Source organism: Thiemannella venezuelensis, assembly GCF_014203605.1.
GTDB lineage: Bacteria > Actinomycetota > Actinomycetes > Streptosporangiales > Streptosporangiaceae > Planomonospora_A > Planomonospora_A venezuelensis.
In genome coordinates this window covers 79,684-106,339 of record NZ_JACHJJ010000008.1, presented here as the reverse complement: position 1 = coordinate 106,339, position 26,656 = coordinate 79,684, and the positions used below count along the sequence as shown (strand labels likewise).

The 26,656-nt window shown below is 74.2% G+C and carries 22 protein-coding genes; 15 read left to right on the top strand and 7 right to left on the bottom strand.

Annotated elements, in window-relative coordinates; genetic code table 11:
• Positions 1–60: 60 nt before the first annotated feature.
• The 4 genes from FHS22_RS14280 to FHS22_RS14265 are packed head-to-tail and all read left to right on the top strand — an operon-like array spanning position 61 to position 4,428.
• A complete protein-coding gene (locus FHS22_RS14280; RefSeq protein ID WP_184941875.1) occupies positions 61–1,041 on the top strand; it encodes an MvdC/MvdD family ATP grasp protein in 981 nt (326 codons plus the stop codon).
• The gene (locus tag FHS22_RS14275) at positions 1,038–2,087 is read left to right on the top strand and encodes a TIGR04500 family putative peptide maturation system protein (protein ID WP_184941874.1); all 1,050 of its coding nucleotides are present in this window, start codon (positions 1,038–1,040) and stop codon (positions 2,085–2,087) included. Before FHS22_RS14280 ends, FHS22_RS14275 begins: the two co-directional genes overlap by 4 nt.
• The gene (locus FHS22_RS14270; protein WP_184941872.1) at positions 2,072–2,269 is read left to right on the top strand and encodes a hypothetical protein; all 198 of its coding nucleotides are present in this window, start codon (positions 2,072–2,074) and stop codon (positions 2,267–2,269) included. Before FHS22_RS14275 ends, FHS22_RS14270 begins: the two co-directional genes overlap by 16 nt.
• A complete protein-coding gene (locus tag FHS22_RS14265; protein ID WP_184941871.1) occupies positions 2,266–4,428 on the top strand; it encodes a cysteine peptidase family C39 domain-containing protein in 2,163 nt (720 codons plus the stop codon). Before FHS22_RS14270 ends, FHS22_RS14265 begins: the two co-directional genes overlap by 4 nt.
• Before the next feature lie 58 nt (positions 4,429–4,486).
• Here FHS22_RS14265 and FHS22_RS14260 read toward each other — a convergent pair whose 3' ends face one another.
• A complete protein-coding gene (locus FHS22_RS14260; RefSeq protein WP_184941869.1) occupies positions 4,487–6,088 on the bottom strand; it encodes a histidine kinase N-terminal 7TM domain-containing diguanylate cyclase in 1,602 nt (533 codons plus the stop codon).
• 133 nt (positions 6,089–6,221) lie between these two features.
• On the bottom strand, positions 6,222–7,019 hold the full coding sequence (locus FHS22_RS14255) for a LamG domain-containing protein (RefSeq protein ID WP_184941867.1): 798 nt from the start codon (positions 7,017–7,019) through the stop codon (positions 6,222–6,224).
• Between the two features lie 157 nt (positions 7,020–7,176).
• Here FHS22_RS14255 and FHS22_RS14250 point away from each other — a divergent pair, with 157 nt between their 5' ends.
• Both FHS22_RS14250 and FHS22_RS14245 read left to right on the top strand, forming a co-directional pair.
• Entirely contained in the window at positions 7,177–8,391 is a 1,215-nt protein-coding gene (locus FHS22_RS14250) for an FxsB family cyclophane-forming radical SAM/SPASM peptide maturase (protein WP_338047746.1), read from the top strand.
• A gap of 23 nt (positions 8,392–8,414) precedes the next feature.
• Entirely contained in the window at positions 8,415–9,698 is a 1,284-nt protein-coding gene (locus FHS22_RS14245; protein WP_184941865.1) for an HEXXH motif domain-containing protein, read from the top strand.
• On the opposite strand, the gene fxsT is transcribed toward FHS22_RS14245, so the two are convergent.
• Positions 9,688–12,228: an FxSxx-COOH system tetratricopeptide repeat protein gene (gene fxsT, locus FHS22_RS14240; RefSeq protein WP_184941863.1), complete on the bottom strand. Its 2,541-nt coding sequence runs from the start codon at positions 12,226–12,228 to the stop codon at positions 9,688–9,690. The two genes, FHS22_RS14245 and fxsT, sit on opposite strands and share 11 nt — an antisense overlap.
• 154 nt (positions 12,229–12,382) lie before the next feature.
• Between fxsT and FHS22_RS14235 the strand changes: the two genes are divergently transcribed.
• The 8 genes from FHS22_RS14235 to FHS22_RS14200 all read left to right on the top strand — a co-directional run bounded on the left by FHS22_RS14235 (position 12,383) and on the right by FHS22_RS14200 (position 22,182).
• Complete coding sequence (locus FHS22_RS14235; RefSeq protein WP_184941861.1) at positions 12,383–12,535, top strand: hypothetical protein; 153 nt, start codon at positions 12,383–12,385, stop codon at positions 12,533–12,535.
• 135 nt (positions 12,536–12,670) lie between these two features.
• The gene (locus FHS22_RS14230) at positions 12,671–14,605 is read left to right on the top strand and encodes an nSTAND1 domain-containing NTPase (protein WP_184941859.1); all 1,935 of its coding nucleotides are present in this window, start codon (positions 12,671–12,673) and stop codon (positions 14,603–14,605) included.
• Positions 14,606–14,720: 115 nt separating this feature from the next.
• On the top strand, positions 14,721–16,139 hold the full coding sequence (locus tag FHS22_RS14225; RefSeq protein ID WP_184941858.1) for an MFS transporter: 1,419 nt from the start codon (positions 14,721–14,723) through the stop codon (positions 16,137–16,139).
• Between the two features lie 9 nt (positions 16,140–16,148).
• Positions 16,149–18,929 (top strand): P-loop NTPase fold protein, encoded by a 2,781-nt coding sequence (locus FHS22_RS14220; protein ID WP_184941856.1) that lies wholly within the window; start codon positions 16,149–16,151, stop codon positions 18,927–18,929.
• A 141-nt stretch (positions 18,930–19,070) separates the two neighbouring features.
• On the top strand, positions 19,071–19,481 hold the full coding sequence (locus FHS22_RS14215) for a TOBE domain-containing protein (protein ID WP_184941855.1): 411 nt from the start codon (positions 19,071–19,073) through the stop codon (positions 19,479–19,481).
• 9 nt (positions 19,482–19,490) lie between these two features.
• On the top strand, positions 19,491–20,285 hold the full coding sequence (modA, locus tag FHS22_RS14210) for a molybdate ABC transporter substrate-binding protein (RefSeq protein WP_184941853.1): 795 nt from the start codon (positions 19,491–19,493) through the stop codon (positions 20,283–20,285).
• A 74-nt stretch (positions 20,286–20,359) separates the two neighbouring features.
• Positions 20,360–21,121 (top strand): ABC transporter permease, encoded by a 762-nt coding sequence (locus FHS22_RS14205; protein ID WP_184942102.1) that lies wholly within the window; start codon positions 20,360–20,362, stop codon positions 21,119–21,121.
• A complete protein-coding gene (locus FHS22_RS14200; RefSeq protein WP_184941852.1) occupies positions 21,118–22,182 on the top strand; it encodes an ABC transporter ATP-binding protein in 1,065 nt (354 codons plus the stop codon). The genes FHS22_RS14205 and FHS22_RS14200 overlap by 4 nt, the downstream gene beginning before the upstream one ends.
• 4 nt (positions 22,183–22,186) lie before the next feature.
• On the opposite strand, the gene FHS22_RS14195 is transcribed toward FHS22_RS14200, so the two are convergent.
• The 4 genes from FHS22_RS14195 to FHS22_RS14180 all read right to left on the bottom strand — a co-directional run bounded on the left by FHS22_RS14195 (position 22,187) and on the right by FHS22_RS14180 (position 25,957).
• Complete coding sequence (locus FHS22_RS14195) at positions 22,187–23,227, bottom strand: hypothetical protein (protein WP_184941850.1); 1,041 nt, start codon at positions 23,225–23,227, stop codon at positions 22,187–22,189.
• A 179-nt stretch (positions 23,228–23,406) separates the two neighbouring features.
• The gene (locus FHS22_RS14190; protein ID WP_184941848.1) at positions 23,407–23,874 is read right to left on the bottom strand and encodes a PepSY domain-containing protein; all 468 of its coding nucleotides are present in this window, start codon (positions 23,872–23,874) and stop codon (positions 23,407–23,409) included.
• Positions 23,875–23,983: 109 nt separating this feature from the next.
• Positions 23,984–25,261, bottom strand: coding sequence for a HAMP domain-containing sensor histidine kinase (locus FHS22_RS14185; RefSeq protein ID WP_184941847.1), 1,278 nt, complete (start codon positions 25,259–25,261; stop codon positions 23,984–23,986).
• Positions 25,262–25,270: 9 nt separating this feature from the next.
• Complete coding sequence (locus FHS22_RS14180) at positions 25,271–25,957, bottom strand: response regulator transcription factor (protein WP_184941845.1); 687 nt, start codon at positions 25,955–25,957, stop codon at positions 25,271–25,273.
• 93 nt (positions 25,958–26,050) lie between these two features.
• Here FHS22_RS14180 and FHS22_RS14175 point away from each other — a divergent pair, with 93 nt between their 5' ends.
• Entirely contained in the window at positions 26,051–26,503 is a 453-nt protein-coding gene (locus tag FHS22_RS14175; protein WP_184941844.1) for a hypothetical protein, read from the top strand.
• Positions 26,504–26,656 lie beyond the last annotated feature (153 nt).

Below are 26,656 nucleotides of genomic sequence, written 5' to 3'. Positions count from 1 at the left end.
GGCCCCGACCGCCGGCCGGACCGTTGTCCGGCCGGCGGTTCTCCGTGAGAAGGGTGAACGGTGATCCTGGTACTGAGCGACCGGCGGGACGACGCGGTCGAGATGGTGCTGCCGAAGCTGGCGGCGCGCGGCGCGCCGGTGACGTGGTGGGACCCGGGGGAGTTCCCCGCCGGGAGCACGCTCACCGCCGCCTTCGCGGATGGCGCGCACCGGATCGTGCTCGACACCGGATCCGAGCGGCTGGACCTGTCCGAGGTCCGCGCCGTGTGGCGGCGGCGGCCGAACCCGCCCGAGCCGGCGGCGGCCGTCACCGACCCGTCCCACCGGCGCCACGTGGTCTGGCAGGCGGAGTTCCTGCTCGACGGGGCGTGGGAGCTGGCTCCCGCCCGGTGGCTCCCCTCCCGCCGGGAGGTGGAGCGCCGGGCGCACAACAAGATCATCCATATGGCCCGTGCGGCGGAGCTCGGCTTCCGGATACCGGAGACCGTCTACACCAACGACCCCGCCGAGCTGGTGCCCGCCTACGAGCGCGCGGGGGGCGAACTGATCGCCAAGCAGATCAACTCCGACGAGTTCACGGTGGACGGCGCCGGCCATCGCGCCTACACCACCGTCCTCACCCGGCGGCACCTCACCTCGCGCCACCGCCTGCGGTACGAGCCGGTCATCCTCCAGCCCTACGTCCGCAAGGCCGTGGAGCTCCGCGTGATCGTGGTGGGCGGCCGGGTCTTCACCGCGGAGATCGACTCCCAGGCGTCCCGGACGGCCAGGGACGACTGGCGGCACTACGACGACGACCGGGTGAGCTACCGCGCGCACCGGCTGCCGGACGGGCTGGGGCGCCGGTGCGTGGAACTGGTCGCGTCGCTGGGGCTGACCTACGGCGCCGTCGACCTCATCCTCACCCCGGAGGGGGAGTACGTGTTCCTGGAGATCAACCCGAACGGGGCCTGGGGCTTCGTGGAGGAGCAGGCGGGGCTGCCCGTCAGCGACGCGATCGCCGACTGGCTGGTGGCGGCGGAGAACGGGAAAGAATCATGAGTGACTTCGCGACGGCACTGGAGTCCGGCGTGCGGCTGCTGCGCGGCCTGCCCCGCCGGCGCGCCCGCGTGCACGAGGCGCGTACGGCCGCCGCCGCCTGGGCGGCCGCCCACCCCGGTCTCCGGGCCGAGCTCGTCGTCGACGAGCGGCCCGGCACCCCGGTGGTCGACTTCGACCTCCTCATCGAGGACCCCGAGGGCGGGACGGTCGCGCTCACCGCGCAGGCCGACGACGGGGTGCCCTGGCTGGTCGACCACTCCACGCACTGGGCGGCGGGCCAGCTGGTCACCGTGGACGAGGTGCACCTCTCGGTCGCCCAGGCCCTGACCATGATCCGCTCCCTTTCGCGCCGGGACACGACGCCGCACGACGAGATCGTCGACCAGTGCCTGATCCTCAACGAGGTCCAGCGGGACGACGGGCCGGTCCCCGACGAGGACCTGCAGGCCGCGGCGGACGAGTTCCGCAGGGGCCGGGGCCTGCACGACCGCGCGGCGACGCTGGCCTGGCTGGAGGAGACGGGCATGACCCCCCAGCAGTTCGAGGCCTACATCGGCGGGATCGCCCGGCGCCGGGGCTTCCGCCGCCGCAAGGAGGCCGAGCTCGGCCCGGCCCGCCTGGCCGCGCGCCCCGAGGCGTTCGACCGGGTCCGCGCGGTCTGGATCACCGGATCCGAGAGGGCCGTCGCCGCCGGCGCGGCACTCCTGCGGGAGACCGCCGGCGACCGGGCCGGAGCACCCGGGGGGACGGCGGGCGCCGAGGGGTCCCTCGGCGCGGCGCTGGCCGCCCTCGCGGCGGGCGGCGGGATCGAGACGACGCTCGCCGAGCGCTTCGCCTTCGAGCTGCCCGGACCGCTCGGGGAGGCCGCCGGAGGAACCGTCGTCGGACCTGTGGCGCAGGGCGGGACCTTCCTCGCCGGGACCGTCCTGGAGCGGACGGCCGCCTCGCCGGACGGGCCGACCCTGGCGGCGGCCGGCCGGGTCGCGTTCGCGGAGTGGCTGGCCGAGCGCCGCGGCCAGGCCTCGATCGAGTGGCACTGGTCGTGAGCCGCGGGATCTTCCGGGAGGAGACGCTGCGCCGGTACGGCTCCGCGCAGCGGCGGAGCCGTACCCCCCTGATGATCAGGACGGGCACGCTGTGGGCGCTGTGGGCGGTGGTCGCGCTCCTGGCCGTGGCGGCGGCCGCGTTCGCGCTGGTGCTGCTGGCACGGATCGGGGGCCCGGCGTGAGGCGCGTTCCCGTCGTGCTGCAGAACACCGCCACCGAGTGCGGGGCCGCGTGCCTGGCGATGGTCCTCACCCACCACGGCCACCGGGTCTCCCTCCAGGAGGTCACCGACCGGCTCCAGATCGGCCGGGACGGTCTCAGCGCGAAATCGCTGCTGGAGGGGGCCAAGGAGTGCGGGCTGAAGGCGCGGGCCTTCTCGCTGGCCCCGGAGGACCTCGCGCGCGTGCCGATGCCCGCGGTGGTCCACTGGGAGTTCAACCACTTCGTGGTCGTCGAGCGGTGGTCGCCGGAGCAGGTCCACATCGTCGATCCGTCCCGCGGGCGCCGGAGGCTCACGGCGGAGGAGTTCGACGAGGGCTTCACCGGCGTGCTGCTCGCCTTCGAGCCGGGGCCGGGCTTCCGGACGGGCCGCTCCAGCGCCGGGCAGGCCTGGCGCCGGGGCTTCGTCCGAGCCCTGCTGATGCGGAGGAAGGGCCTGCTCGCCCAGGTGGTGCTGGCCTCGCTGCTGCTGCAACTGCTCGGCCTGGCACTGCCGCTGTTCTCCGAGGCGCTGGTGGACCGGGTCCTGCCCGCCGGGGACGGCGGGCTGCTGTCCGTGCTCGGCCTGGGGCTGGCGCTCGCCGCGGTGACGCAGTTCGCGGTCGGCTACCTCCGCTCGGTCCTGCTGGTCGCGATCCGCGCGGGAGCCGATGCCGAGCTGACCTCAGGGGTGATCTCCCACCTGGTCGCCCTGCCGTACCGCTACTTCGCGCTGCGCGGCAAGGGCGACCTGCTGGCGCGGGCCGGGAGCGTGGCGGTGCTGCGGGACATGCTCACCGGGCAGGTCCTGTCGGCGTTGCTGGACGGGCCGCTCGCCCTCGGCTACCTGATCCTGGTGTTCGCCTGGGACCCCGTCATCGGCGCCTGCCTGCTCGGCGTCGCGGGCCTGCAGGTGCTCCTGCTCCTGGCCACCGCCCGCAGGGTCGGCCGCCTCACCCAGGAGGAGCTCGCCGCCTTCTCCGCGACCCAGAGCCAGCTCGTCCAGGCCATCGGCGGCATCGAGACGCTGAAGGCGTCCGGGGCCGAGCACCGCGCCGTCGAGCAGTGGTCGGAGCACTTCACCGACCAGCTGAACGCCGACATCCGGGGCGGTCTCACCCAGGGGCTGCTGGATGCCGCACTCGGCGCCCTGCGTCTGCTCGCCCCGCTCGGGCTGCTGTGGATCGGGGCGTGGCGGGTGCTCGACGGCGAGCTCACGCTGGGCGCCCTGCTGGCGCTCAACGCCGTCGCCGCCGCCGCGCTCACGCCCGTCGCCTCGCTCATGACCAGCCTGCAGGGACTCCAGCAGGCCGGGGCGCACTTCGACCGCCTCTCGGACATCCTCGCCTCGCAACCCGAGCCGAGCACCGGCATCGAGGTGCTCAACCTGCGGGGATCGATCGAGCTGCACGGTGTCGGCTTCCGGCACGACCCGCGCGGGCCGTGGACGCTCCGCGGCGTCTCCGTGGCGATCCGGCCGGGGCAGAAGGTCGCCCTGGTCGGTCCGTCGGGGGCGGGCAAGAGCACGCTGGCCCGCCTCCTGCTGGCCCTGTACACCCCGGCGGAGGGCCAGATCAGCTACGACGGCGTGCCGCTGGCGCAGCTCAACCTCCGATCCCTGCGGCACCGGTTCGGCGTGGTCAACCAGGAGCCGTCGCTGTTCACCGGGTCGATCCGGGAGAACATCGCGCTCAACGACCCCGGCGCGCCGATGGACCGGATCGTGCAGGCGGCCGAGCTGGCCTGCATCCACGACGAGATCTGCGCGATGCCGATGGGGTACGAGACCGTGCTCGTCGAGGGAGGGGGCCTCTCCGGCGGGCAGCGGCAGCGGCTCGCGCTCGCGCGGGCGCTGCTCGCCGAGCCGAGGATCCTGCTGCTCGACGAGGCCACCAGCCACCTGGACAGCACCACGGAGGCCCTGATCGAGGCCAATCTCGGCTGGCTCTCCCAGACGCGCATCGTGATCGCCCACCGGTTGAGCACGGTGCGGGACGCGGACCTCATCCTGGTGGTCGACGACGGGCAGATCGTGGAACGGGGGACCCACGAGGGCCTGCTCGCCCGGGGCGGCCGGTACGCGGCCCTGGTGGCGGCCCAGACCCCGGAGGCGGCGCCGGTCTCGGGCACGCCCGGCGCATGATCCAAGCCGGTCGGGGCCGCCTCCCGGCGGTCCCGCCGGGGACGCCCGCGCCCGCCCGTCAGGCCGCCGCGGTGGACGGGCCGGGACCGGCCCGTTCGATCCGGTTCCGACCGCCCCGCTTGGCGGCGTAGAGCGCCTGGTCGGCGGCGTGCAGCAGGTCGTCGGGACTCTGCCCGGGAGCGAGGACGGCGACGCCCGCGCTGAAGGTGACCGAGAGCGGGCGGCCGTCGGCCCGGACGGAGTCGGCCTCCACCGTCCGGCGCAGCTCCTCCAGCCGCGCGAGCGCGTGCTCGCCGGTCACGCCGGGGAACAGGACGACGAACTCCTCGCCGCCGTGGCGCGCCACGATCTCGCCCGGGCGGGATCCCGCGGTGAGGAGCTCGGCGAAGCGGACCAGGACCCGGTCGCCGGCCCGGTGCCCGTGGCGGTCGTTGACCTGCTTGAAGTGGTCGATGTCGAGGACGGCGACGCTGAGCGGCGAGCGCTCCCGGCCGGCCCGCTCGACCTCCCGGCACAGGGCGTCCATCAGGTGGCGGCGGTTGTGCAGCCCGGTCAGCGCGTCCCGGACGGCCTGCTCGGCCAGGTCGGAGCGGAGCGCCTCGATGGTGCGCAGCTGCTCGGACAGGCGGGCGTTGGCCCGCTCCAGCTCGCGCCGGTGGCGGTTGAGCGCGGTGATGTCGCGGGCGACCACGGCCCAGCCGATGTGGTCGCCGCGGCCGTCGTGCATCGGGCTGACGCGCACGTTGAGATCCACCCCGCTGCCCAGGTAGTCCGCGTAGATCCGGTCGGTGCGGGTCCCCTCGGTGAGGGAGACGTCGCAGAGCACCTCGTTCATCGGCAGCCCCGTCAGCCGGTCGGGCAGGTCCGGCGAGAGCCGCCGCACCAGGCGGTCCGCCGCCGGGTTCAGGTCGAGGATCCGGACCGACCGGTCCACGGTGACGACCATGTCGTCGATCATGTCGACGACGTTCTGCCGGGCCACGGGCACCAGTTCGTGCAGCGACCGGCGGACGAAGAGCCAGTAGGACACGACCACGGTGAAGCAGAACCCGACGGGGCTCAGGTCCACCCCCTGCACGACTCCGGCCACGTTGAGGAGGTTGCCGGCGGTCGGGGGCACGGTGGAGAGCAGGGTGAGGCCGTACAGCGTCCGCTGGCTGCGCGGGCCCCGCAGCCACGCACGGAACACCCGCACCGTGGCGATCATGAGCAGGGTGTAGCTGTAGGCCAGGTGCACCCACACGAGCGGGGTGTACGTGGACGGTTCGAGGGTGCGCCCGCCTTCGGAGAAGAACCAGTGGTGCCAGGGGTCGGTGGCGATCCCGGTCACGACGGTCAGCGGTTCGACCGCCAGCAGGAGGGCGGTACGGCGCCGCAGCCGCCACCCGCGGTCGGTCAGGGCCCGCGACAGGCAGAGGAAACCCGGGGGGACGAGGCACACGCCGAGGAACAGCAGGGCCCACAACATGCGGGGGGCGCCGCCGTCCCCGGTCAGCGTCATGATCCCGCTCACCAGGGACCACTCCGCGATGGCCGCCGAGACGACCGCCAGCATGCCGACCGCGGAGGCCGCCCGGCGGCGGCGCCAGGCGGTGACCGCCACGGTGGCGGACACGGACGCCGCCACCGCGAAGAGCAGGGCCAGCGGTTCCGCTCCCACGTCCCGCCTCCTTCCTCTGCCGCAGCGTGGTCCAACACGTCGGGATCCCATCGGCGCGGCCCGCTCCGGCATGAGGGTTTCCCGGCGGCCGTACGGCACCGGCGGCGCGGTCCCGGACGGATCGCGCCGCCGATCAGAAGACGGCCCGCGACCGGGCGAAGTACACCTCGTCGAGGTCGCCGTGGAACTGGTCGGTCTGCTCGTCGGCCTGGTCCGCGCGCACCCGCTTGCCGCCGACCAGCGCGGACCCCTCCGGGAGGATCGCCCCCAGCTCGGCGAGCGCGCGGGCGGGCGGGACGACCGGGGCGCCGGTCGCCGGGTCGAGCACCCGGATCTCGAACAGCGCCGGCGACAGCCGCGCGCACCGCACCCGGTACCAGCGCCCGACGGCGAGCCGGTGCCCGTGCGCGGACAGCAGCACCGTGCGGGTGCCGTCCGACCACCGGCACGAGGGACGGCCGTGGTCCACCTGGAGCTTCCACTGGCTGCGGCCGTCGCCGGCCAGGCCGAACTGCCACACGTTCATCCCGGCGGCGGGCGACGGCTCGGAGGTCAGCCTCAGGTCGGCGCCGAAGCTGAACCGTCCCGTCCCCTCCCGCGGCACCAGCGCCTCGGAGCCGGCCGGCCGGACGACCGCCTGGGGGCAGGGGGCCGCCGGGCAGCTCCCGGCGGGGAAGCGCAGGAAGAGGTTGCCGGTCTTGTCCGCCAGGGAGAGCACCCGGCCGTCGTTGGCGGTCAGGACGGTGCCGTGCCGGGCGCGGGAGGTGCGGTCGGCGACCAGGGCGGGCGGGACCGGGGCGGGCGGGGCCGGTGGGGGTGAGATCAGGGAGCCGTCGTAGCGCACCTCGTCGGCCCGGTCCGGCCCGGCCGCGGACGTGCCCGCGGCCAGCGTCATCACCAGCCAGGCGGCCACGGAGAGAGTCCTCGCCATGACGCTCAGTGCAACAGCGATCCGCCCGCCGGTCAACGGCCCGTCCGGGCCCGGCCCGAGGCCGGGACCCGGGACCGGGGCCCGGGCGGCCTCCCTCCTCATCCGGACGTCCCTGGGTTAGCATCGTGAAGCGCTCGTGGAAGCGAGGTGTGCCAGCGTGGCCTTCGTCACGGGAGACTCATCGCGAGAGTGGCCGGCCACGCTCGACGTGGACGAGATGCTGGTGAACGGGTGGCGGCCGCATCCCTTCCGGCAGTTCCTCCTGAAGGTGCACAGCCGCTGCAACCTCGCGTGCGACTACTGCTACGTCTACACGCTGGCGGACCAGAGCTGGCGGTCGCAGCCGATGGTCATGGCGCCCGAACTGGTCGCGGCCGTGGCGCGGCGGATCCGGGAGCACGCGCGCGCCCACGGACTCGGCTCGGTCCGGGTGATCCTGCACGGCGGTGAGCCGCTGCTCGCCGGGCACGACTACCTGGGCAAGATCGTGGAGATCGTCCGGTCGGAGGCCGGAGCCGGGCTGACGGTGGACGCGGCCGTGCAGACCAACGCCGTGCTGCTGGAGGAGCCGGCGCTCAGGTCCTTCGCCGAACTCGACGTGAAGGTGGGGGTGAGCCTCGACGGGAGCCCGCGGGCCAACGACCGCAACCGCCGGTTCGCGGACGGCCGGAGCAGCTTCGAGGCGGTGGCCCGGGCGCTCCGGCTGCTGATGTCCCCGCCCTACCGGCGGCTGTACGGCGGGCTGCTCTGCACGGTGGACCTGGCCAACGATCCGATCGAGACGTACGAGGCGCTGGCCGGGTTCGAGCCGCCGATGATCGATTTTCTGCTGCCCCACGGGACCTGGGACGCGCCGCCGCCCGGCCGCCCTCCCGATCCGGAGCGGGCGCCCTACGCCGACTGGCTGGTGCGGGTCTTCGACCGCTGGTACGACGCGGAAGGAGGACCGGCCGTCCGGATCTTCCGCGAGATCATCCACCTGCTGCTCGGCGGGAGCTCCGCCAGCGAGGCGGTCGGGCTGACCCCGTCCAGCCTCGTCGTGGTCGAGACCGACGGCACGATCGAGCAGACGGACTCCCTGAAAGCGGTACGGCACGGCGCCCCGGCCACCGGCCTGAACGTCGTCGACCATCCCTTCGACGCCGCGCTGCGCCACCCCGGGATGGTGGCCAGGCAGCTCGGGCGCGAGGCGCTGAGCGAGACGTGCGGCGCCTGCAGGTTCGGCCGGGTCTGCGGCGCGGGCCTCTACCCCCACCGGTACCGGAGCGGCACGGGGTTCCTCAACCCCTCCGTGTACTGCGCGGACCTGTACCGGCTGATCGGGCACATCCGCTCGCGCCTGGTCGCGGACCTCCACCGGGCGACCGCCTGAAACGACTGCCCGAAAGGAGCACCATGGAGCTCAGGCCGTACCGGCTGCCCGGCGACGTCCTGTCCCGCCTGGCCGCGGGCGGCGGCGGCGCCGAGGGCGCGCGGCACCTGGCGGCGGCGGAGGACAGCAAGCACAGGGGCCTGCTCATGGCACTGCTCGGCCTGGCCGGGACCGGGGCCGTGGAGCGGGCGTTCGACGTGCTCGCGGCGGTGGAGAAGCGCGACCCGGCGGCGGTGGAGGGGGTGCTGCGGTACCCGGCGGTCGGAGCGTGGGCGAACCGGGCGGTGTACCGGCTGAAGCGGGGAATCCGCGACCCCCTCGAACCGGCGCAGCTGGGAGCGGTCGCGGCGGCCGCGGCCATCGAGGCGGGCGTCGCGTGCGAGACGCCGGTCCCCGTCCGGCAGGGGAGGATCATGCTCCCCTCCCTCGGGCGGATCACCCTGCCGGGCGGCGGGTCGGAGCTCGTGACGCTGCGGGTGGGACCCGGCCGGACGGTCGAGGTGGGGGGAGTGCGCCTCCGGGCCGGAGCGGCCGGGCGGCCGGGCTGGGAGCCGCTGCACCGCATCGGCTCCGGGAGGCGGAGGCTGATCGTGGACGACCTGGACCCGTGCCGGTGGGATCCCGGGAAGGTCGTCGAGGGGCGCCTCTCCCCGGACGAGCTGCGTCACTGGCAGGACTGCCTGACCGCGGCCTGGCGCATGCTGACCGGGCACCACTGGACGGTCGCCCAGGAGGTGGCCGCCATCATCCCGGTGCTCGTCCCGATCAAGGGACCCGCGCGCGGGCAGGACAGCGCCTCGGACGGTGCGCGGTTCGGCGCGGTCGCCATGTCCACGCCGCCGGACGGACGGTGGCTGGCCGCCACGTTCGCGCACGAGGTGCAGCACGCCAAGCTGGGCGCGGTGCTGGACACCGTCCACCTGGTCCGGCCCGAGGTGCGGACGCGGGACGAGCGGGTGCACTACGCGCCGTGGCGGGACGATCCGCGGCCGCTGTCCGGTCTGCTCCACGGCGCGTACGCGTACCTCGGCGTGGCCGGGTTCTGGCGGCGGCAGCGCGCGCACGAGCCCGATCTCAGGCCGCACGTCGAGTTCGCCCGCTGGCGCCGGTCGGCGTTCGAGGTGACGGGTACGCTCCTGGCCGACGGCGGGCTCACCCCGCCCGGCGAGGAGTTCGTGGCCGCGATGCGGCGGACGCTGTCGGCGTGGCTGGACGAACCGGTTCCGGCCGCCGCCGCCGCCGAGGCCCGCCGGCTGTCCGCCGCCCACCGCGAGGCGTGGACCGCGAGGAACGGCCTCACAGGGTGAGGGGATCGAAGTCCCAGTCGATGCGCCGGCCGCCGTCGGCGCGCATCCGGTCGGGGTGGTCCGGCCTGAACGCTCGGAAACCCGCCTCCGTGCTCGCACGCAGAGCCTCGGCGTCCCGGCCGGCCGCGCGCAGGTCGAGCACGAGGTTGTGCGCGGCGGAGAGGACGAGCACGTGTTTCGCGGGGAAGAGCTCGCGCACCCGTTCCAGCGTGTGCTCGCCGAGCCGGCAGGCCTCGGCGGCGTCGCCGAGGGCGGCGTGGTCACCGGCGAGGTTGACGGCGGCGGCGAACGTGTACTCGTGGCGGGCGCCGACGCAGGCGAGCAGCGCGTCGCAGGTCTCCAGGTTCCGCCGGCGGGCCTCGGCGGCGTCGCCGCGCAGCCGGTGGAGCAGGGCCAGGTTGACCTCGCAGCCGTACCGGTACGGGTGCTGCCTGCCGAAGACGCTGTCGTATCTGGGGATCACGTTCCTGGTCAGCGTGAACGCCCTGTCCAGGTCCCCCGTCTCGCGCAGGGTGTTGGCCAGCGCGACCACCGCGGCCATGGTCTCCGGGTGGTCCGCGCCGTAGAACTTCTCAAGCCGGGCGAGGGTCTCCTCGGCGAGGTCGAGGGAGCCCGGGAGGTCGCCGTTGCGTCGCCGGGCGATCGACAGGTCCCTGGCGGTCATCAGCGTGAGCAGGTGCTCCACCTCGAGCTCCCTGCGCCCGTAGGCGTAGACCTCCTCACCGAGGTCGCAGGCCATCTCGTAGTCCCCGCAGAGCCGGACGATGCGGGCCAGGCCGTTCCAGGAGATCTGGACGTCCCACTTCCCGACGCCCTCGACGGCGTCGCTCTGCTCCAGGTAGGCCAGCTCCTGCAGCACCCGCGCCTGGTCGTACAGGCCGAGCAGCGCCTGGTCCAGGGCCAGGTTGTTGATCGCCCGCAGGGTGGCGGGATGGGTCTCCCCGAAGAGCTCCCGATGCGCTTTCAGCAGGCCGGTGTCGCGCTTGTAGGCGCCCTCGAAGTCGCCTGCGCCGCGGAGGTTCGCCGCGTAGCTCAGCCCCAGGCGGAGCGTCTCCTCGTGCGTCTCGCCGTAGTGGGGGGACCCCTGCATCAGCTCGTGGGTCTCCTTGTTGAGCTTGCGGCACTCGGTGTACTTGCCGAGCTGCCACAGGATGCTGCCCAGGTGCCGGCGCAGGCGCAGCACGTGCGGGTCCTGCCTGCCCGCCCCCCGCCACTGCCAGCGGTCGAGGAACTCCTCCGCGAAGTTCTCGGCCGGTCCGAGGGTGCCCTGGCGGAAGAGGTACCGGACGATGTTGACGGCGAACTCGCGGACCGCGTCCTCGCGGCTGTCGGCCAGCCCGGACGGGCGCACGTGCGGGACCAGTTCGCCGAAGCTGCGCCAGTTGGCGTTGTTCTCCGGGTCCGCGGGGGCGCCGCTGGCCATCAGCGTGTGGACCTCGGCCCGGATCTCCTCCCGCTCGTGCGGCTCCAGCGAGTCCCGCAGCAGCGCCTGCACCAGCCGGTGGACCTGGACGGTGCGCGCGTCCCCCTCGACCTTGACCAGGGCGAACCGGTTCAGGACCGCGAACGCCTGGTTGAGCGCGACCGGATCCTTCAGGATCGGCCCCATCCGGGCGCCGCCGCCCTTGTTCCCGCGCCGGAAGACGTCGCGCGGGACGGGGTTGGGGCCGAAGAACGCCAGGCACCGGAGCAGGTCGCCGGCCTGCGGCACCTTGCTCTCGACGGCCTCGAGCGAGAGCTGCCAGGCCGCGGTCATGGAGAGGGGGTACTCCGTCGACTGCCCCATCGACAGCAGGTCGCGGGTCCGCTCGTGCAGCTCCTCTATGTACTCCTCCGTGGACATGCCGGTCTGGTGCTGCAGGGCGGCGGCCTGCTCCAGCGCCAGCGGGAGGTCGCCGAGCTCGGTGGCGAGCCGGTCGGCCTCCTTCCTGTCGACCTCGTGTCCCACCCGCTTGTTCAGGAAGGCCAGGCTCTCCTCGCGGGTGAAGACGTCGACGGTGACGGTCTCCGCCACCCCGCTCCACCTGCTGTTGCGCGAGGTGATCAGCACGTGCCCGGGCCCGCCGTCCGGGATCATGCCTCTGATCAGCTCCGGCTCGTCGGCGTTGTCGAAGATCAGCAGCCATCGGTCGTACGGCGTGCCGCGCTGCAACGCCTCACGGACCGAGGCGGCCGCCTCCTCGATGCCCACCACGGCGGCGGACCGCAGGCCGAGGCCCTCGGCGAGTCCCGCGAGCGCGCTGGGCACCAGTTCGGGCTGGTCGGCGGTGATCCACCAGACGACGTCGTACTCGCCGCGGTACTTCCAGGCGTATTCGATCGCGAGCTGCGTCTTCCCCACGCCGCCCAGGCCGTGCAGCGCCTGGGGCAGCGGCAGCAGCGCGGTGGGATCGGCGCTGGAGGTCAGGCTCTCGCGCAGGCGGGCGAGGACGGCGGAACGGCCCGTGAAGTTCTTGTTCTTTCCCGGGACCTTCTTTCCCCAGATCTCGGGAATGCGCGCCGGTGACCGCGTGCCGACCTGCTCGTCCACTCGCCCTCCCGCTGTTTTTTCGATCCTACGATTGCCTCCGCCGCGCTGTCGTCACAGAATCGCATACAGGGAAAAGGCGTCCGGGCGGAAGAGAAGAAAACCGCGGTTACGGAGGACCGTAATCGGGCGTGCGACTCCGGACAGGGGAGACTGCATGGAAGACGACCACGCCACCGGCCTCATCGACTTCAGCGACCTGAGCCTTGAGAAAATGAAGGCGTTGAACAATTCCAAGGTCAGGGAAGCGGTTCTCCGAATCGCCGGCGAGGACGGCGGTGTCGTGGCGGGATTTCAGTCGGCCCTGTGACCGGGCGCCCCGTCCCCGGCGGATCCGGTGAGACCGGCCGGACGGGCGGGATCGCAACCGGAACGCAATGAGCGTCATCTAGCCTGGGGCCATGGGCGAATGGTCGTCATAATTGCAGCGGAGACAGGTCAGGCGATGATCCCTAAAGGCACCGGCCTCAGACCCTTCGTCGGCCTGCGCCCGTTCACCCGGGACGACCAGGTCAGATTCTTCGGGCGGGGGAGGGAGTCGGCGGAGCTGGCCCGGCGCTGGCGCACCCACCGCCTCACCGTCGTGCACGGACCGCCGGGAGCGGGCAAGACGTCGCTGCTGTCGGCGGGGGTGCTGCCCCTGATCCATCACGCCGCGGCCGACGTGCTGCCGGTGGGCCGGCTGTCGCGGTCGTCCGCGGTCCCCGCGGCGCTCGTCTCCGCCGAGGACGACCCCCACGTCTTCGCCCTGCTGTCGTCCTGGGCGCCCCACCAGGCCCCGGCGGGGTTCATCGGCCAGACGGTCTCGGGGTTCCTGCGGCGCCGCCCCGCCAGGTTCGAACCGTCCGGCGCCCGGCTGCCCGTCCTGGCGGCCGTCGACCACGCCGAAGAGCTCTACACCGGCAGCCTCGCCGAGCCCAGGCCGGCACTCGACCAGCTGGTCGAGGCCCTCGACGGCAATCCGCACCTGCGCCTCCTGCTCGTCGTGGACGACGAGCACCTGGACCCGCTCACGGGGCACGAGGGCCTGCGCCGGCACCTGGGAGGCGAGCCGTACGAACTGGGCGCGCTGGGGGCCGGGCCCGCGCGCGAAGCCTGCGGGCTTCCGCTGGAGGACCTCCACTGGACCTTCGGCCCGGGGGTGGTGGAGTCGCTCGTGAACGACCTGCGCCGGGTCCCCGAGGGGCTCCTCGACACCGTGGAGCCCGCGTACCTGCAGGTGGCCTGCACCGCGCTCTGGGGAGCCGTGCGGGACGGCCCGCGGACGATCACCGGTGACGACCTCGCCGGCGTGGACGGGATACTGGCCGGCTTCTGCCGGCTGATGATCGAGGAGGTCGCCCACGACCACTTCCACGGGGACACCGGCGAGCTCACCGGGCTGCTGCGGCGGCTGGCCCGGGGCGGCACGGGCGAGGACAAGGCCCTGCCCGACCGGGTGGTCACGGCGCTGTCCGACCGCCACATCCTGCGCCACGAGAGGAGCGCCGGGGGATACGGGATCCACCGGCGCCTGGTCCGGCCTCTCCTGCTCGACGCCCTCGACCTCCCCGGCGGTCTCGACGGCTCCGGTGCGAGGGAGGCCCGGTGCGGCGACCCCGCCGGCGATCTGCTCGCCGCCGAGACGGCCCTGCACGAAGGACACTTCGATCTCGCGGTCACCTACGCCGGCCGGTTCGGGCGCCGTCCGGGCGGCGACGAGCGGCTGCACGCGCGCGTCGAGTCGCTCCTGGGCGACGTCTCCTACCTCAGAGGCGACTCCGCCGACGCGATCGCCCGCTACCGCCGGGCCGCCGAGCTCTACACGAGCGTGCGGGGCGCCGATCGCACCGTCGCCGCCCTGCTCACCGCGGTCGGCCGGATCCTGATCGACCGGGGCGCGTTCGGCGCCGCGGTCAGGGAGCTGCGGGCGGCGGTCAGGCGGAGCCCGGACGAGCCCGCCATCCACACCGAGCTGGCCTGGGCGCTCTGGTACGACGGACGCGAGAGCAACGCGGTCGACGAACTGAACGACGCGCTCGCGAGGGAGGGCAACGCCCCCGAGGCGCTCAGGGCCCGCGGTGAGATCATGTCCGACCTCGAACGGCCCGAACGCGCCCTGCGCGACCTGGACCGGGTGCGCCCGCTCAGGCGCTCCTCCACCAAGGCCGCCTACGCGCTGGCGCTGGCCCTGACCGGCGACGTGTCGAACGCCGTGCGGGTGATCCCGCCGCTCGACGCGGAGCAGGACGGCTCGACCCTGCTGCGGGCGGCCCGGGTGATGAAGGCCGCGGGAGACATGCCGGAGGCGGTCCGGCTGGCCCGGCTGGCCCGGCAGAGCGCCGACCGGCCGCTGCCGCCGCGGCTGGACGCCGAGGCGGAGCGTCTCATCACCGGCTGACCCGGAGGTCTCCCGGACCACTTCTCGGAACCGCTTGCCGAAGCCGCTTCCCGAAACACGGCACGCCGCCCCGCTTGCCGCCGCACGCCGCCGATCAATGCTCTACTCTGCGAAAGTGTTCCGCGCTCCACGTGCCGCTCGCGGCGCACCCGCCTCCGGGCCGGGCCGGGCGGGGCGGGCCGTGGTGGCGGGCACCCGCCAGGCCAGGCGTTCGTACGCGGTCTTCTCGGTCTACCCGTCCTTCAGATCGGCCTGGCTGGGATCGGCTCTCTCCATGCTGGGCACCCGCACACTGGGCGTGACCTACCCGCTGCTCGCCTTCTGGCTCACCGGTTCCCCCGCCTGGACGGGCTGGGTGGTGTTCGCCTCGACGGTGCCCGGGCTGCTCTGCTACATCCCGGCCGGAGTGCTCGTCGACCGGCTCGGGCGGCGGCGGGTGATGATGTGGAGCGAGGCCGGGCGGGCGCTGCTCGTCGGGGCGGTCTGCGCCGGGCTGCTGCACGGCTCGCTCCGCGGGGCGGACCTGGTGGCCGTCGCGCTGGCCGAGGGCGTGCTCTTCGTGACGTCCACGGTGGCGGAGACCGCCCTGATCCCGGCGACCGTGCACCGGCGGGACGTGGACACCGCGCTGGCGGTGCACGAGACGACGGTCCACGCGGTGGTGCTCGCCGGGCGCCCGCTCGGCGGGCTGCTGTACGGCCTCGGCCCGCTCACGCCGTTCCTGGCCAACGCGGCCGTGTTCGCCTGCGCGTCCGCCGCGTTCGCCCGGTTGCCCCGGGAGGAGGACCCGCGGCCGAAGGAGACGTTCCCCGGCGGGATCAGGTCGGGGCTGCGCGAGGTCTGGGAGAACAGGTTCCTCCGCTCCGCCACGGTGCTGACCGCGCTGGCCAACCTGGTCGTGCAGGCGCTCATCGTCGTGTTCCTGTCCGGGGCCGCCTCGACCGGGGTGCACCCGGCCGTCGTGGGGCTGACCCTGGCCGCCTCCGGTGTCGGCGGCGCCTTCGGCGCCTTCATCTCCCCGGCCAGGAGGCGGATCTCCAGGAAGATCGACGCGAGGGCGGCGCGCGGCCGGTGGACGCTCTGGCTGGCCGAGTGGCTGGGGCTCTCGCGGCGGGGCCGCTCGATGCTGCTGGTCCACGTCCTGACGTGCTGCGGGGCGCTGGGGCTGACCGTCGCGCTCGGGCAGGGGCCGCCGGTCGTCGGGGCCGCGCTGCTGGTCATCGGACTGGCGGGCGGGCTCAGCAACGTCACCATCAGGACCGTGCTCAGCCAGGTGCCCGAGGACCGGGTGGCGAAGGTGGTGAGCGTCTCCAGGCTGGGCAGCTACGGCGCGGTGGCGCTGGGGCCGCTGCTGGCCGGTGTCCTGGTGGCGAACGTGACGGCCGCGACCGCCGTGCTCATCCTGTTCGGGCTCATGTCGGCCGTCGCGCTGGCCGCGGCCCTGGTGCCGGTGTTCAGGCGCGCGCTCTCCCCCCGGCTGGTCGCGGGTAACCGTCAGGTCTCGGCGCGGCCGGGAGCGGCCCGCATGCGGTGAAATTGAGGCATGGCGATTCGGCGCTCACCGGTGTTGGCCGCCGTCGTGGCCGTCCTCCTCGTCCTCCTCGTGCTCGTCCGGCCGCCGGCCGCGCTGTCGCGGTCGGGCGCGGCCGGTCCGCAGTTCCTGGAGCGGACCCCGCTCTCCATCCCGCTCGACCGCCTGGGCGGGGGACGCACCTGGCAGGTCGCGATCGTCAACCCGGGCCCCTCCACCGAGGTCGAGGTCCGGGTCGTGGGACCGATCGCGGACGCCCTGGTGATCAGGGGCCCGCGGCGGCCGCCGGTGCCCTCCGGCGGCACCGCGTCGGTCGTCATGGCGCCCGGTCCGCGCCCGCACGCGGGGACCGGGGAGCTCGTGCTGTTCTCCGCCACGGGGATCGACCGGCGGCAGGTGGTCGTGACAGCGCCCTTCCTGGAGCGGTACCGCCTGCCGATCGCCCTCGGGGGCCTCGTTCTCGTGGCCGGCGCCGCCGCCGGTGTGCTGCTGCGGGCGCGGAGCAGGCGGCGTCGCAGGGACCGCGAGGAGATCCTGCGGTCGCCGTCCCCCCCGGTGCGGAGCCCGGCGGGCTTCACCCACACCGACGAGCCGGCCGAGGCCGACGGGCTCAACAGGTCCGAGTACGCCGAGGGACTCGCCCACCTGGCGGCCTCCGCCGCGCCGCCGCTGGTCATCGGGGTGTTCGGCGAGTGGGGGACGGGCAAGACCTCGATGCTGAAGCAGGTCAGGAAGGTGATCGAGAGCGACTACGGGCACTGCGCGCACGCGTGGTTCGACCCCTGGCGGCACCAGTACGACACCAACCCGGTGCTGCCGCTGCTCCACACCGTCGTGCGGGATCTCGGCCTGGAACGGCAGCAGGGCCTGCGGCGCAAGCTGGGGCTCATCTCCGAGGTGCTCGGCTCGCTGGTGCTGAGGTCCTCCGTCCAGCTCTCGGTCGCGGACATGCGCAAGTCCCTGGAGAGCTACGACGAGCAGAACTTCCTGATCCGCTCCGAGCACGCCAAGCTCGACGGGCACCTGGAGACCCTCATCACCCGGGCGCTGCAGGCACAGGGGAAGAGCAGGCTGGTCGTGTTCATCGACGATCTGGACCGCTGCCACGCCGACCAGATCGTGGCGCTGCTGGAGGCGCTCAAGCTCCACTTCAGCCGGAACAACTGCGTCTTCCTGCTCGGAGTCGCCAAGGAGCCGCTGAACGCCGCGGTGGAGCAGCGGTACGAGGGCCAGCCGGTCGGCGACTACCTCGAGAAGATCGTCCAGATCCCCTTTGAGATGCCGCGGATGTCCGACGCCGCCTTCGAGGGCTACGTGGACGTCCTGCTCACCGACGACATCAGGCCGGCGGGGAGACTGCTCAAGATCGGGCTGCGCCGCAACCCGCGCACGATCAAGCGGTTCGTCAACGTCCTCATCCTGCAGGACAGGGTGGCCAAGGACCGGGGTCTCGAACACTACGACGTCTCGGTCCTGGCGGCCGTGCTGCTGATCCGCGACGGCGACCAGGGGTTCTACGTCCAGCTCACCGAGAACCCCACCCTGCTGAAGCGGATCGCCGAGGACATCGACACCGCGGGAGACGACCGGCTGCCCGCCTGGAACCCGCTGCCGCTCAGGATCGTGCAGGAGTTCCCCGGCGGGCGGCACCGGCTTCCCGGCGACATCGGCTCCTACATCGACCTGGTGAAGGTCTCGCCGGTGGTCCAGCGGGGGGACGCCGTCGCGGCGGCCGAGGAGGAGCCCGCCCCGCAGACGTCCTCCCCGTTCCCCGGCCCGGCCGGGTCCGAGCTCGGCGTCCTGCGGGAGCGCGCGCAGCAGCACGTGAGCCGGGTGCTGGGGGACGAGGGCGCGCTGCTCACCCCGGTCGTCCGCTTCGCCGGGGGCGCGGCCCGCAAGACGCGCCCGGAGGAGATCGCCGCGAGAACGGACACCGGGCTGGTCATCACCGGCGAGCCGGGCAGCGGCCGGACGGTGCTCGCCGCCCGGCTCGCCCGCCGCCTCATTGAGGAGGGCGCGGTCCCCGTCTTCATGGAGCTGCGCACGCTCAGGCGCGACCGCTCCAACCCGCAGCTGCGGCTGGCGCACGCGCTGGCCGCCGAGCACGAGATCGCCCTGCCGGAGGCCTTCGACCTGGTCCGCCGCGGGTCGCTGGTCTACGTCATCGACGGCCTGGGCGAGCCGGACGGGCAGGCGAACGCCGGGCGGCTCATGGAGGAGCTCGCCCGGGGACTGACGAGATCGCGGTTCGTCATGATCGACCGGGACGGTTCCGCCCTGGGTCCGGCGACCGGTTCGCCCCACTTCGAGACGGTGGAGGTCCTCGGCGTGCCGCCGGAGGACGGGCGCCGGCGCCTGGAGGAGCTCCTGGCCGCACGCGACGTCCGGCCGGAGCGGCTGGGCGCGCTCGCGCCCGAGCTGGCGCGCTCACCGCAGTTCGTGTCGGCCCTCACCTCCTCGCCCGCGTGGGTCGACGCCCTGCCCGCCGAGCCCGTGGACTTCCTGCCGTGGTACGCGCGGTGGGCGCAGGCCGGGCTCGACGTGGCGGACGTCGAGCGGGGGAAGGCGGCCGAGGCGCTGCGCGAGCTCGCCGCGCACTCGCGGACGGAAGGGGTCGAGGAGTTCACCGGTGAGGAGATGGACATCAGGGAGATCTTCCGCGGCTGCGGGATCGTGGGGGTCCAGGTGCCCGCCGCTCTGAAGGCCATGGTCGCGGCGGGGATCCTGAGCCGGAGGCCCTCGGGCGCGTACCGGTTCGTCCACGCGCTGCTCCGCGACCGCCTCGCGGGCTGAGCGGCCGGCTTCGGCCGGCCGCGGTCGGCCGCGTACGGTGTGCGATCCGATTGCACATGCGATGCTTCATGGGTAAGTATTGCTGCTGTTGCGAAAGGCCATGGCGCTTTCTGGTGGCATGTGCGGCGAAGAAGGTGGGTTGTGGCGACATTCCGGATCAGTGAGGCCGCCGCGTTGCTCGGGGTCAGCGCCGACACCGTCCGGCGCTGGGTGGACGCCGGGCGGCTGTCCGCGCGGCGCGACGGCCAGGGCCACCGCCGGATCGCGGGCGCGGACCTGGCCGCGTTCGCCCGCGCGCGGATCGAGACGGAGGACGGCACCGGGCACTCCTCGGCGCGCAACCGCCTGCGCGGGATCGTGACCGAGGTGGTCAGGGACGCGGTGATGGCGCAGGTGGAGATCGCCGCCGGGCCGTTCCGGGTGGTCTCGCTGATGAGCCGCCAGGCGGCCGACGAGCTCGGCCTGGAGCCGGGAGTGGTGGCGGTCGCCGTGATCAAGTCCACCAACGTCGTCGTGGAGATCCCCGACCACTCCAGGAACGCGAGCCACTAGGAGAGCACCGTGACGCTCAAGTCCCTTTCCCGGCGTGCCGCCTGCGTCGCCTCCGCCGCCGCGGCCCTGGTACTCACCGCGGCCTGCGGCTCCGCCGGAGCGGGCCCGGCGGAGCCGCAGGCCGGGGCCCGGACGCTGACGGTGTTCGCCGCGGCCTCGCTGACCGGGACCTTCACCGAGCTGGGCAGGGCCTTCGAGGCCGCCCACCCGGACATCACGGTGAGGTTCAACTTCGGCTCCAGCGCCACGCTCGCCCAGCAGATCGTGCAGGGCGCTCCCGCCGACGTGTTCGCCGCGGCCAGCCCGGCCACCATGAAGACCGTCACCGACGCCTCCCTGGCGGGCCCGCCGGTCACGTTCGCGCGGAACAGGCTGCAGATCGCCGTACCGGCCGGCAACCCCGCCGGGATCGACGCGCTGGAGGACCTGGCGGACGCGGAGGTGAAGGTGGCGCTGTGCGCCGCGCAGGTGCCGTGCGGGGCCGCGGCGGCCAGGGCGCTGGAGGCGGCCGGGGTGGAGGTCACCCCGGTCACCCTGGAGCAGGACGTCAAGGCCACGCTGACCAAGGTCGTGCTGGGCGAGGTCGACGCCGCCCTGGTGTACGTCACCGACGTGCGGGCCTCCGGCGGCGAGGTCGAGGGCATCGACTTCCCCGAGGCCGCCCGGGCCGTCAACGACTACCCGATCGCCGTTCTCTCCACGGCGCCGGCCGGGCAGGCCGCCCAGCGGTTCGTCGACGCGGTGCGGTCGGCACAGGGCCGGGACGTCCTGGCACGGGCCGGTTTCGAGGTCCCCGGCCCGTGAGGGCTCACCCCGGACCGCGGCTCCGGTACGGCGCGCGCCGCACCGGGAGGGCCGTGACCGGCCGGCCGCCCTGGATGCTGCTGGTGCCCGCGCTGGCGGGCACGGCCTTCCTGGTGCTGCCGCTGGCCGGGCTGCTGGTGCGCGCCCCGTGGTCCACGCTCCCGGAGCGGCTGGCCCAGCCGCAGGTGCTCCAGGCGCTGCGGCTCTCGCTGGTGACCGCGACCGTCGCCACCGGGGTCTGCCTGCTGCTCGGGGTCCCGCTGGCCTGGCTGCTGGCCCGCACCTCCTTCCCCGGCCGCCGCCTGCTGCGCGCGCTGATCACCGTCCCGCTGGTGCTGCCCCCCGTGGTGGGCGGCGTCGCGCTGCTGCTGGTGCTGGGCCGGCGCGGCCTGCTCGGATCCTGGCTGGAGTCGGCGTTCGGCGTCACCCTGCCCTTCACCACCGCCGGAGTCGTCGTCGCCGAGGCGTTCGTGGCGATGCCCTTCCTGGTGATCAGCGTCGAGGGCGCGCTGCGCGCCGCCGACCCGCGTTTCGAGGAGGCCGCCGCCACCCTGGGCGCCTCCCGCTGGACCGTCTTCCGCCGGGTCACGCTGCCCCTGATCGCCCCCGGCGTCGCCGCCGGGGCCGTGCTGTGCTGGGCCCGCGCGCTGGGCGAGTTCGGGGCCACCATCACCTTCGCCGGCAACTTCCCCGGCACCACCCAGACCATGCCGCTGGCCGTCTACCTCGCCCTGGAGACGGACCCCGAGGCGGCCGTCGTGCTCAGCCTCGTGCTGCTCGCCGTCTCCGTGCTCATCCTGGCCGGTCTGCGCGAGCGGTGGGTGAGCAGGGTATGAGGCGGCCCGGCCCGGACTCGCCGCAGCACGGCGGGCTGCGCGCGCGTCTGGCCGTCGAGCGGCCCGGCTTCCGTCTCGACGTCGCGCTGGAGGTGGCGGCGGGGGAGGTCGTCGCGCTGCTCGGCCCCAACGGCGCGGGCAAGACCACCGCCCTGCGCGCCCTGGCCGGGCTGACCCCGCTGACCGGCGGGAGCATCGAGCTGGACGGCCGGGCCCTGCACACCCTGCCCGCCGAGCGCCGCCCGGTCGGTGTGGTCTTCCAGGACTACCTGCTCTTCCCGCACCTGTCCGCGCTGGACAACGTCGCCTTCGGCCCCCGCTGCCAGGGCGCCTCCAGAGCGGAGGCCCGCCGCGCCGCCGCCGAGCTGCTGGAGCGGGTCGGCCTGGCCGGCCACGCCTCGGCCAGGCCCCGGCGGCTCTCCGGCGGCCAGGCCCAGCGCGTCGCCCTGGCCCGGGCGCTGGCCGTACGGCCCCGCCTGCTGCTGCTGGACGAGCCGCTGGCCGCACTGGACGCCCACACCCGCCTGGAGATCCGCTCCGGGCTCCGCCGCCACCTGGCCGACTTCGACGGCGCCACCGTCCTGGTCACCCACGACCCGCTGGACGCCATGGTCCTGGCCGACCGGCTGATCGTCATCGAGGACGGCGCCGTCGTGCAGCAGGGCACCGCCGCCGAGGTCGCCCGCCGCCCGCGCACCCGGTACGTCGCCCGCCTGGTCGGCCTCAACCTCTACCGCGGCGCCGCCGACGGGCCGGAGGTCACGGTGGAGGGCGTCGTGTTCAGCGTCACCGAGCGCCTGCACGGGCCGGTGTTCGTCGCCTTCTCCCCGGCGGCCGTGGCCCTGTACCGCTCCCGGCCCGACGGCAGCCCGCGCAACCTCTGGCGGGCGCGCATCGACGGCATCGAGCGGTACGGCGACAACATCCGCGTGCACCTGGACGGGCCGATCACCGCCTCCGCGGACGTCACCCCCGCCGCCGTCGCCGACCTCGGCCTGAGCGCCGGACAGGAGATCTGGGCCGCGGTCAAGGCGACCGAGACCCACGCCTACCCCGCGTGACCGGCTACCGGGTCCGCCGCCCGGCCGGGGCGCCTCGCCCGGTCCTCCCCGTCCTCCCGGTCAGCAGCCGGGACACCCCCAGCCCGAGCCAGATCAGCACCGCCGCCACGCCGACCAGGAGATACTCGATCACGGGGATGCGGACGATCTCGTGGACCGAGCCGAGACCGCGGGCGCCGTACACCACCAGGACGGCGCCGGCGTAGCAGGCGGCGAACAGCCACCTGACGGCCGCGGACAGTCCGAGGCCGTGCATCTGGGTGATCAGGAAGACGCCGAGGAAGCCGAACAGGAACATCGGCCAGGCGCCGTCGGGACCGCTGGTCATGACGGCCACGAGGGTGCCGTGCACCGCCACCGCGATCTCCAGGGTGAAGGTCCACCGGCGGTCGGTGTGCGCCCGGGTCAGGAAGAGGCTGCCCTGCAGCAGGAGCAGGAACATGTAGAAGAACCCGATCAGGTGCCCGCTGGTGGCCTCCATCGGGTGGTACCAGAAGGTGTAGACGGCGGCCCAGCTGAACAGGTAGCCGTGGTACCTGCGGGCGAAGGCCACGACCTGCTCCCCGATGGGCGCGGGCCTGCCGAGGAACAGGCCGCGGCGCCGGTTCTCCATCAGCAGGACCGCGACCAGCAGCAGGACGACCGACCCCTGGGAGCTGTAGATCGAGACGTCCTGCGCGAGGCCGTCGTAGAACAGCTGGGTCTGCAGGGTGTGCAGGAGCACGAAGCCGAGGTTCACCGCGAGCGCCGCGACGTTGACGGCGTGCAGGCCGGAGGCGTACCGGCGGACCCGCGTCTGCGCGTAGTAGATCAGGCCCCAGAACGCCGCCTGGTGGGCGGCGTAGCCGAGCCAGGCCGAGACGCGGGTCCAGGCGGTCGGTTCGGGCAGCTTCCAGTAGTACCAGGACGCGCCCTGGTCGGGCAGGAGGCGCACGCCGTGCAGGCGCTGGCCGAGCAGCCACACGAGCCCGGTGAGCACGGCGCTGGCCGCTATCCCGACGACCAGGACGCGGTGGGCGTCCCCTGTCTCCGTACCGTTCCGCATACCGGCCATCACCCAATCGACACCTCGGCCGGCCGGGTCGGGGGCACCGCGCCCGGCCGGAGCCTCGCTCCGCCCCGCCCCTTCCCCCGATCGCGGGCCGTTCACCGGCCGGGGGAGACCGCGCGGTACGGCGCGGCCGGGCGGGGGACGCGGGGGGCGGGGGGCACGGCCGGATGCCGTCAGTCGTCCGCGGTCCCGTCCTCCGCGGTCTCGTCCTCCGCAGTCTCATCGTCCGCGGTCTCGTCCTCCTGGCCGGCGGTGCCGGCCTCCGCGGGGAGGACCTTCCCGGTGGCCGCGTCGACGAGGATCTCCCGCTCGCCTCCCTTGCCGTCGGCGACACCGATCTCCCACGCGCCGGCACCGCCCCCGTCCTCCAGTTCGGAGGAGACGATCCACCCTCCGCCCACCTGGGAGAGCGCGGTCCGCTGGGCCTGCTCGGCCAGTACGGCGGGCTTGGCCGTGAGGCCGGCGTCGTCGGTGTCGTCGGCGTCGGTGTCCGGGGCGGGGGCGCCCGGGGCGGGGGTGGCCGTGGCGGCCGGGGACGGGGAGCCGTGGCCGGCCTCGCCGTTCTCGGCGAAGGCGACGCCGCCGGCGGTCGCCAGCGCGGCGAGGGCGAGGCCGGAAAAGATGATCAATGGCTTGCGCATCGGGGTTTCTCCGTGTCCGTGAGGGTCCGCGATCACAGGGATTCGCGATGACCCTCCGAGACTGCCCGCCGGGGTGATAGCGAGATGCTTCAAGATTCCTAACGAATCGTTAAGCCGGTCCGGGGCCGAGTTCGAGGACGATCTCGGCTCCCCCTGCGGGCAGTGAGCGGGCCCTCAGGAGGCCGCCGGACTCCTCCGCGGTGCGGCGCGCGATGTCGAGGCCGAGACCGGTGGAGGAGCCGCCGCTCGCCCCGCGGTCGACCGGGGCCGGGTGGGCGAAGCCGGGTCCCCGGTCGGAGATCGTCAGCCGGGCCCCGCCCGCCGTCCGCGCGGTCAGCTCGACGGTGAACGGGGTGCCCTCGGGGGTGTGGGCGAACACGTTCTCCAGGAGGAGGTCGACGCAGGCGGCCAGCTCGGGGGCGCTCACGCCGACGCCGATCGGCTCGTCCGGGAGGCCGAGCCGCAGCGGCCGGTCCTGGTCCTCGGCCAGCGCCGACCAGAAGGCGACCCGGTCGCCGACCACCTGGGTGGCGTCGCAGCGGGGCGCGCCGTCCCGGTCGAACCGGCGCGCCTCGCGGATGATCTGGTCGACCATGCGCTCGACGCTGTCGACGGCCTGGCCCACCCGGGCGGCCTCGCCCTTGTCGCGCATGGTGTCGACCTCCAGCCGGAGCACCGTGACCGGTGTGCGCAGCCGGTGGGAGAGGTCGGCGACCGCCTCGCGCTCCCGGGCGAGCAGGTCGCGGATACGGGTCGCCAGATGGTTGAGGGCGGTGCCGACCTCGCGGATCTCGGGCGGGTCCGCCGGTTCCACGCGCGCGTCCAGGTCGCCGCCGGCCAACCGCCGGGAGACCTCCGCGACCTGCCTGACCGGCCGGATCAGCGAGCGGGCGAGCCGGTCGGCGACCGCGATGCCGACGGCCAGCAGCACCAGCCCGATCAGGCCGAGCACCAGCCAGGCCCACCCGACGCCCTGCCGCAGCCGCTCGGCGGTCACGAACGCGCGCACGACCACGGGCCCGCGGGCCCCGCCCTGGACGGCGACCAGGACCTCCCGGCCCGCCGGTGTCTCGACGGTGATGCTGCGCCCGCGCGAGGCCAGCTCCACTCCCGGCCCGCGGGGTGCCGGGGCGCCGATGAACCCGTTGCCGGGCAGGAAGACCGTGACCGGCATGCCGCTGGAGCCGGCCGCCTGCCGTACGGTGGCCTCCAGGGTGTTCCGGTCGCCCAGAGCCGCCGCGGTGGCGACCGACTGGGCCCACGCGGTGGCGGTGGCCGTGGCCCGTTCGGCGGCCAGCGCGCGCACCAGTACGGCGAGCGGCACGAGGAAGGCGACCAGGACCAGCGAGGCGGTCGCCACCGCGAGCAGGGCCAGGCGTCGCCTCATCCGGTCCCCTCACTCCTCCGGATCGACGATCTTGACGCCGACCCCGTGGACGGTCTGCAGGTAGCGGGGCCGGTGGGCGTTCTCGCCGAGCTTGCGGCGCAACCACGAGAGGTGGACGTCGACGGTCTTGTCCGCGCCGCCGTACGCCATCCGCCACACCTCGGTCAGCAGCTCCCGTTTGGAGACGACCTGGCCGGGACGGAGGGCGAGATAGTGCAGCAGGTCGAATTCCCTGGGCGTCAGTTCCAGGCGGGTCCCGTCGAGGAACGCCTCCCGGCCCGCCGGGTCGATGCGCAACCCGCCGACCCGGACGGCCGCCGTCCCGGTGCCGGTGTCGCGGCCGCGGCGCAGCACGGCCCGGATCCGCGCGTCCAGCTGGGCCGCGCTGAACGGCTTGACGACGTAGTCGTCGGCGCCGGCGTCCAGCGCCCGGACGATCTCCGGCTCGGCGTCGCGCGCGGTCGCCACGATGACCGGGACCGTGCTGACCGCGCGCAGCATGCGCAGGACCTCGCAGCCGTCGAGATCGGGCAGGCCCAGGTCGAGCACGACCAGGTCGGGGCGGTCCTCCAGGGCGCGGGTGAGCCCCGGCATGCCCGCGGCGGCCGAGACCACGGCGTGGCCGTGGCCGGCCAGCGCGCGGGTCAGCGCGGAGCGCACCCGGGCGTCGTCCTCGACGAGGAGCAGATGAGCCACGGTGATGCGGACCTCTCTCGGGTGAGGTGATGACGTGGGCCAGGAGGGAAGCTTCCCCGGCAGGCGCGGAAGACACCGGAGGGCGGTGGATCGGTGAACCGGCGGGTGCTGCTGGGGGCGGGCGGCTGGCTCGCGGCCGCCGCGCTCACCACGCTCGCCGGGATCTGGGCGGTCTCCCTGATCGGCGCCGACCTGTCCGGCCAGGCCGTCCGCTCCATGACTCCGGACGAGGTCGGGCGGGTCCTGGCCACCGCCTCCGCGGCCCCGGCGGCCGCCCCTCCCTCCGCGACCGGGCCTCATGCGGTCACCGGTGGTTTCTCCTACGCCGAGGGGTCGGTGACCGTCGCCTGCGAGGCCGGACGGGCGCTGCTGCTGTCGTGGACGCCGGCTCCCGGGTACGGCGTCGAGGAGGTCGAGCGCGGTCCCGCCGCCACCGCCTCCGTGGTGTTCGAGTCCGACGACCGCACGGCGGTGATCAGCCTGACGTGCTCCTCCGGAAGGCCCGCCGCCACGGTCCGCTCCGTGGCCGAGCACGACGAGGACTGAGCCGGTTCCGACCCGGCGCGGCAGGCCGGGGAGGGCGCGGAGGCGCGGAGGGCGCGGAGGGCATGGCCGATCCGGCTGCGCCGTGCGGTTGTGCGGTGTTGTTTGTGCACCGGTCATCCGGAGGCCGCACAACCTTCCAGCGGTTACAAAGGC

Bases quoted from the DNA above. Each gene is read 5' to 3' on its own strand.
- FHS22_RS14275 (WP_184941874.1), top strand. From the start codon at position 1,038: ATGAGTGACTTCGCGACGGCACTGGAGTCCGGCGTGCGGCTGCTGCGC.
- FHS22_RS14255 (WP_184941867.1), bottom strand. From the start codon at position 7,019: ATGGCGAGGACTCTCTCCGTGGCCGCCTGGCTGGTGATGACGCTGGCC.
- FHS22_RS14245 (WP_184941865.1), top strand. From the start codon at position 8,415: ATGGAGCTCAGGCCGTACCGGCTGCCCGGCGACGTCCTGTCCCGCCTG.
- FHS22_RS14235 (WP_184941861.1), top strand. From the start codon at position 12,383: ATGGAAGACGACCACGCCACCGGCCTCATCGACTTCAGCGACCTGAGC.
- FHS22_RS14230 (WP_184941859.1), top strand. From the start codon at position 12,671: ATGATCCCTAAAGGCACCGGCCTCAGACCCTTCGTCGGCCTGCGCCCG.
- FHS22_RS14220 (WP_184941856.1), top strand. From the start codon at position 16,149: ATGGCGATTCGGCGCTCACCGGTGTTGGCCGCCGTCGTGGCCGTCCTC.
- FHS22_RS14205 (WP_184942102.1), top strand. From the start codon at position 20,360: ATGCTGCTGGTGCCCGCGCTGGCGGGCACGGCCTTCCTGGTGCTGCCG.
- FHS22_RS14200 (WP_184941852.1), top strand. From the start codon at position 21,118: ATGAGGCGGCCCGGCCCGGACTCGCCGCAGCACGGCGGGCTGCGCGCG.
- FHS22_RS14195 (WP_184941850.1), bottom strand. From the start codon at position 23,227: ATGCGGAACGGTACGGAGACAGGGGACGCCCACCGCGTCCTGGTCGTC.
- FHS22_RS14190 (WP_184941848.1), bottom strand. From the start codon at position 23,874: ATGCGCAAGCCATTGATCATCTTTTCCGGCCTCGCCCTCGCCGCGCTG.
- FHS22_RS14185 (WP_184941847.1), bottom strand. From the start codon at position 25,261: ATGAGGCGACGCCTGGCCCTGCTCGCGGTGGCGACCGCCTCGCTGGTC.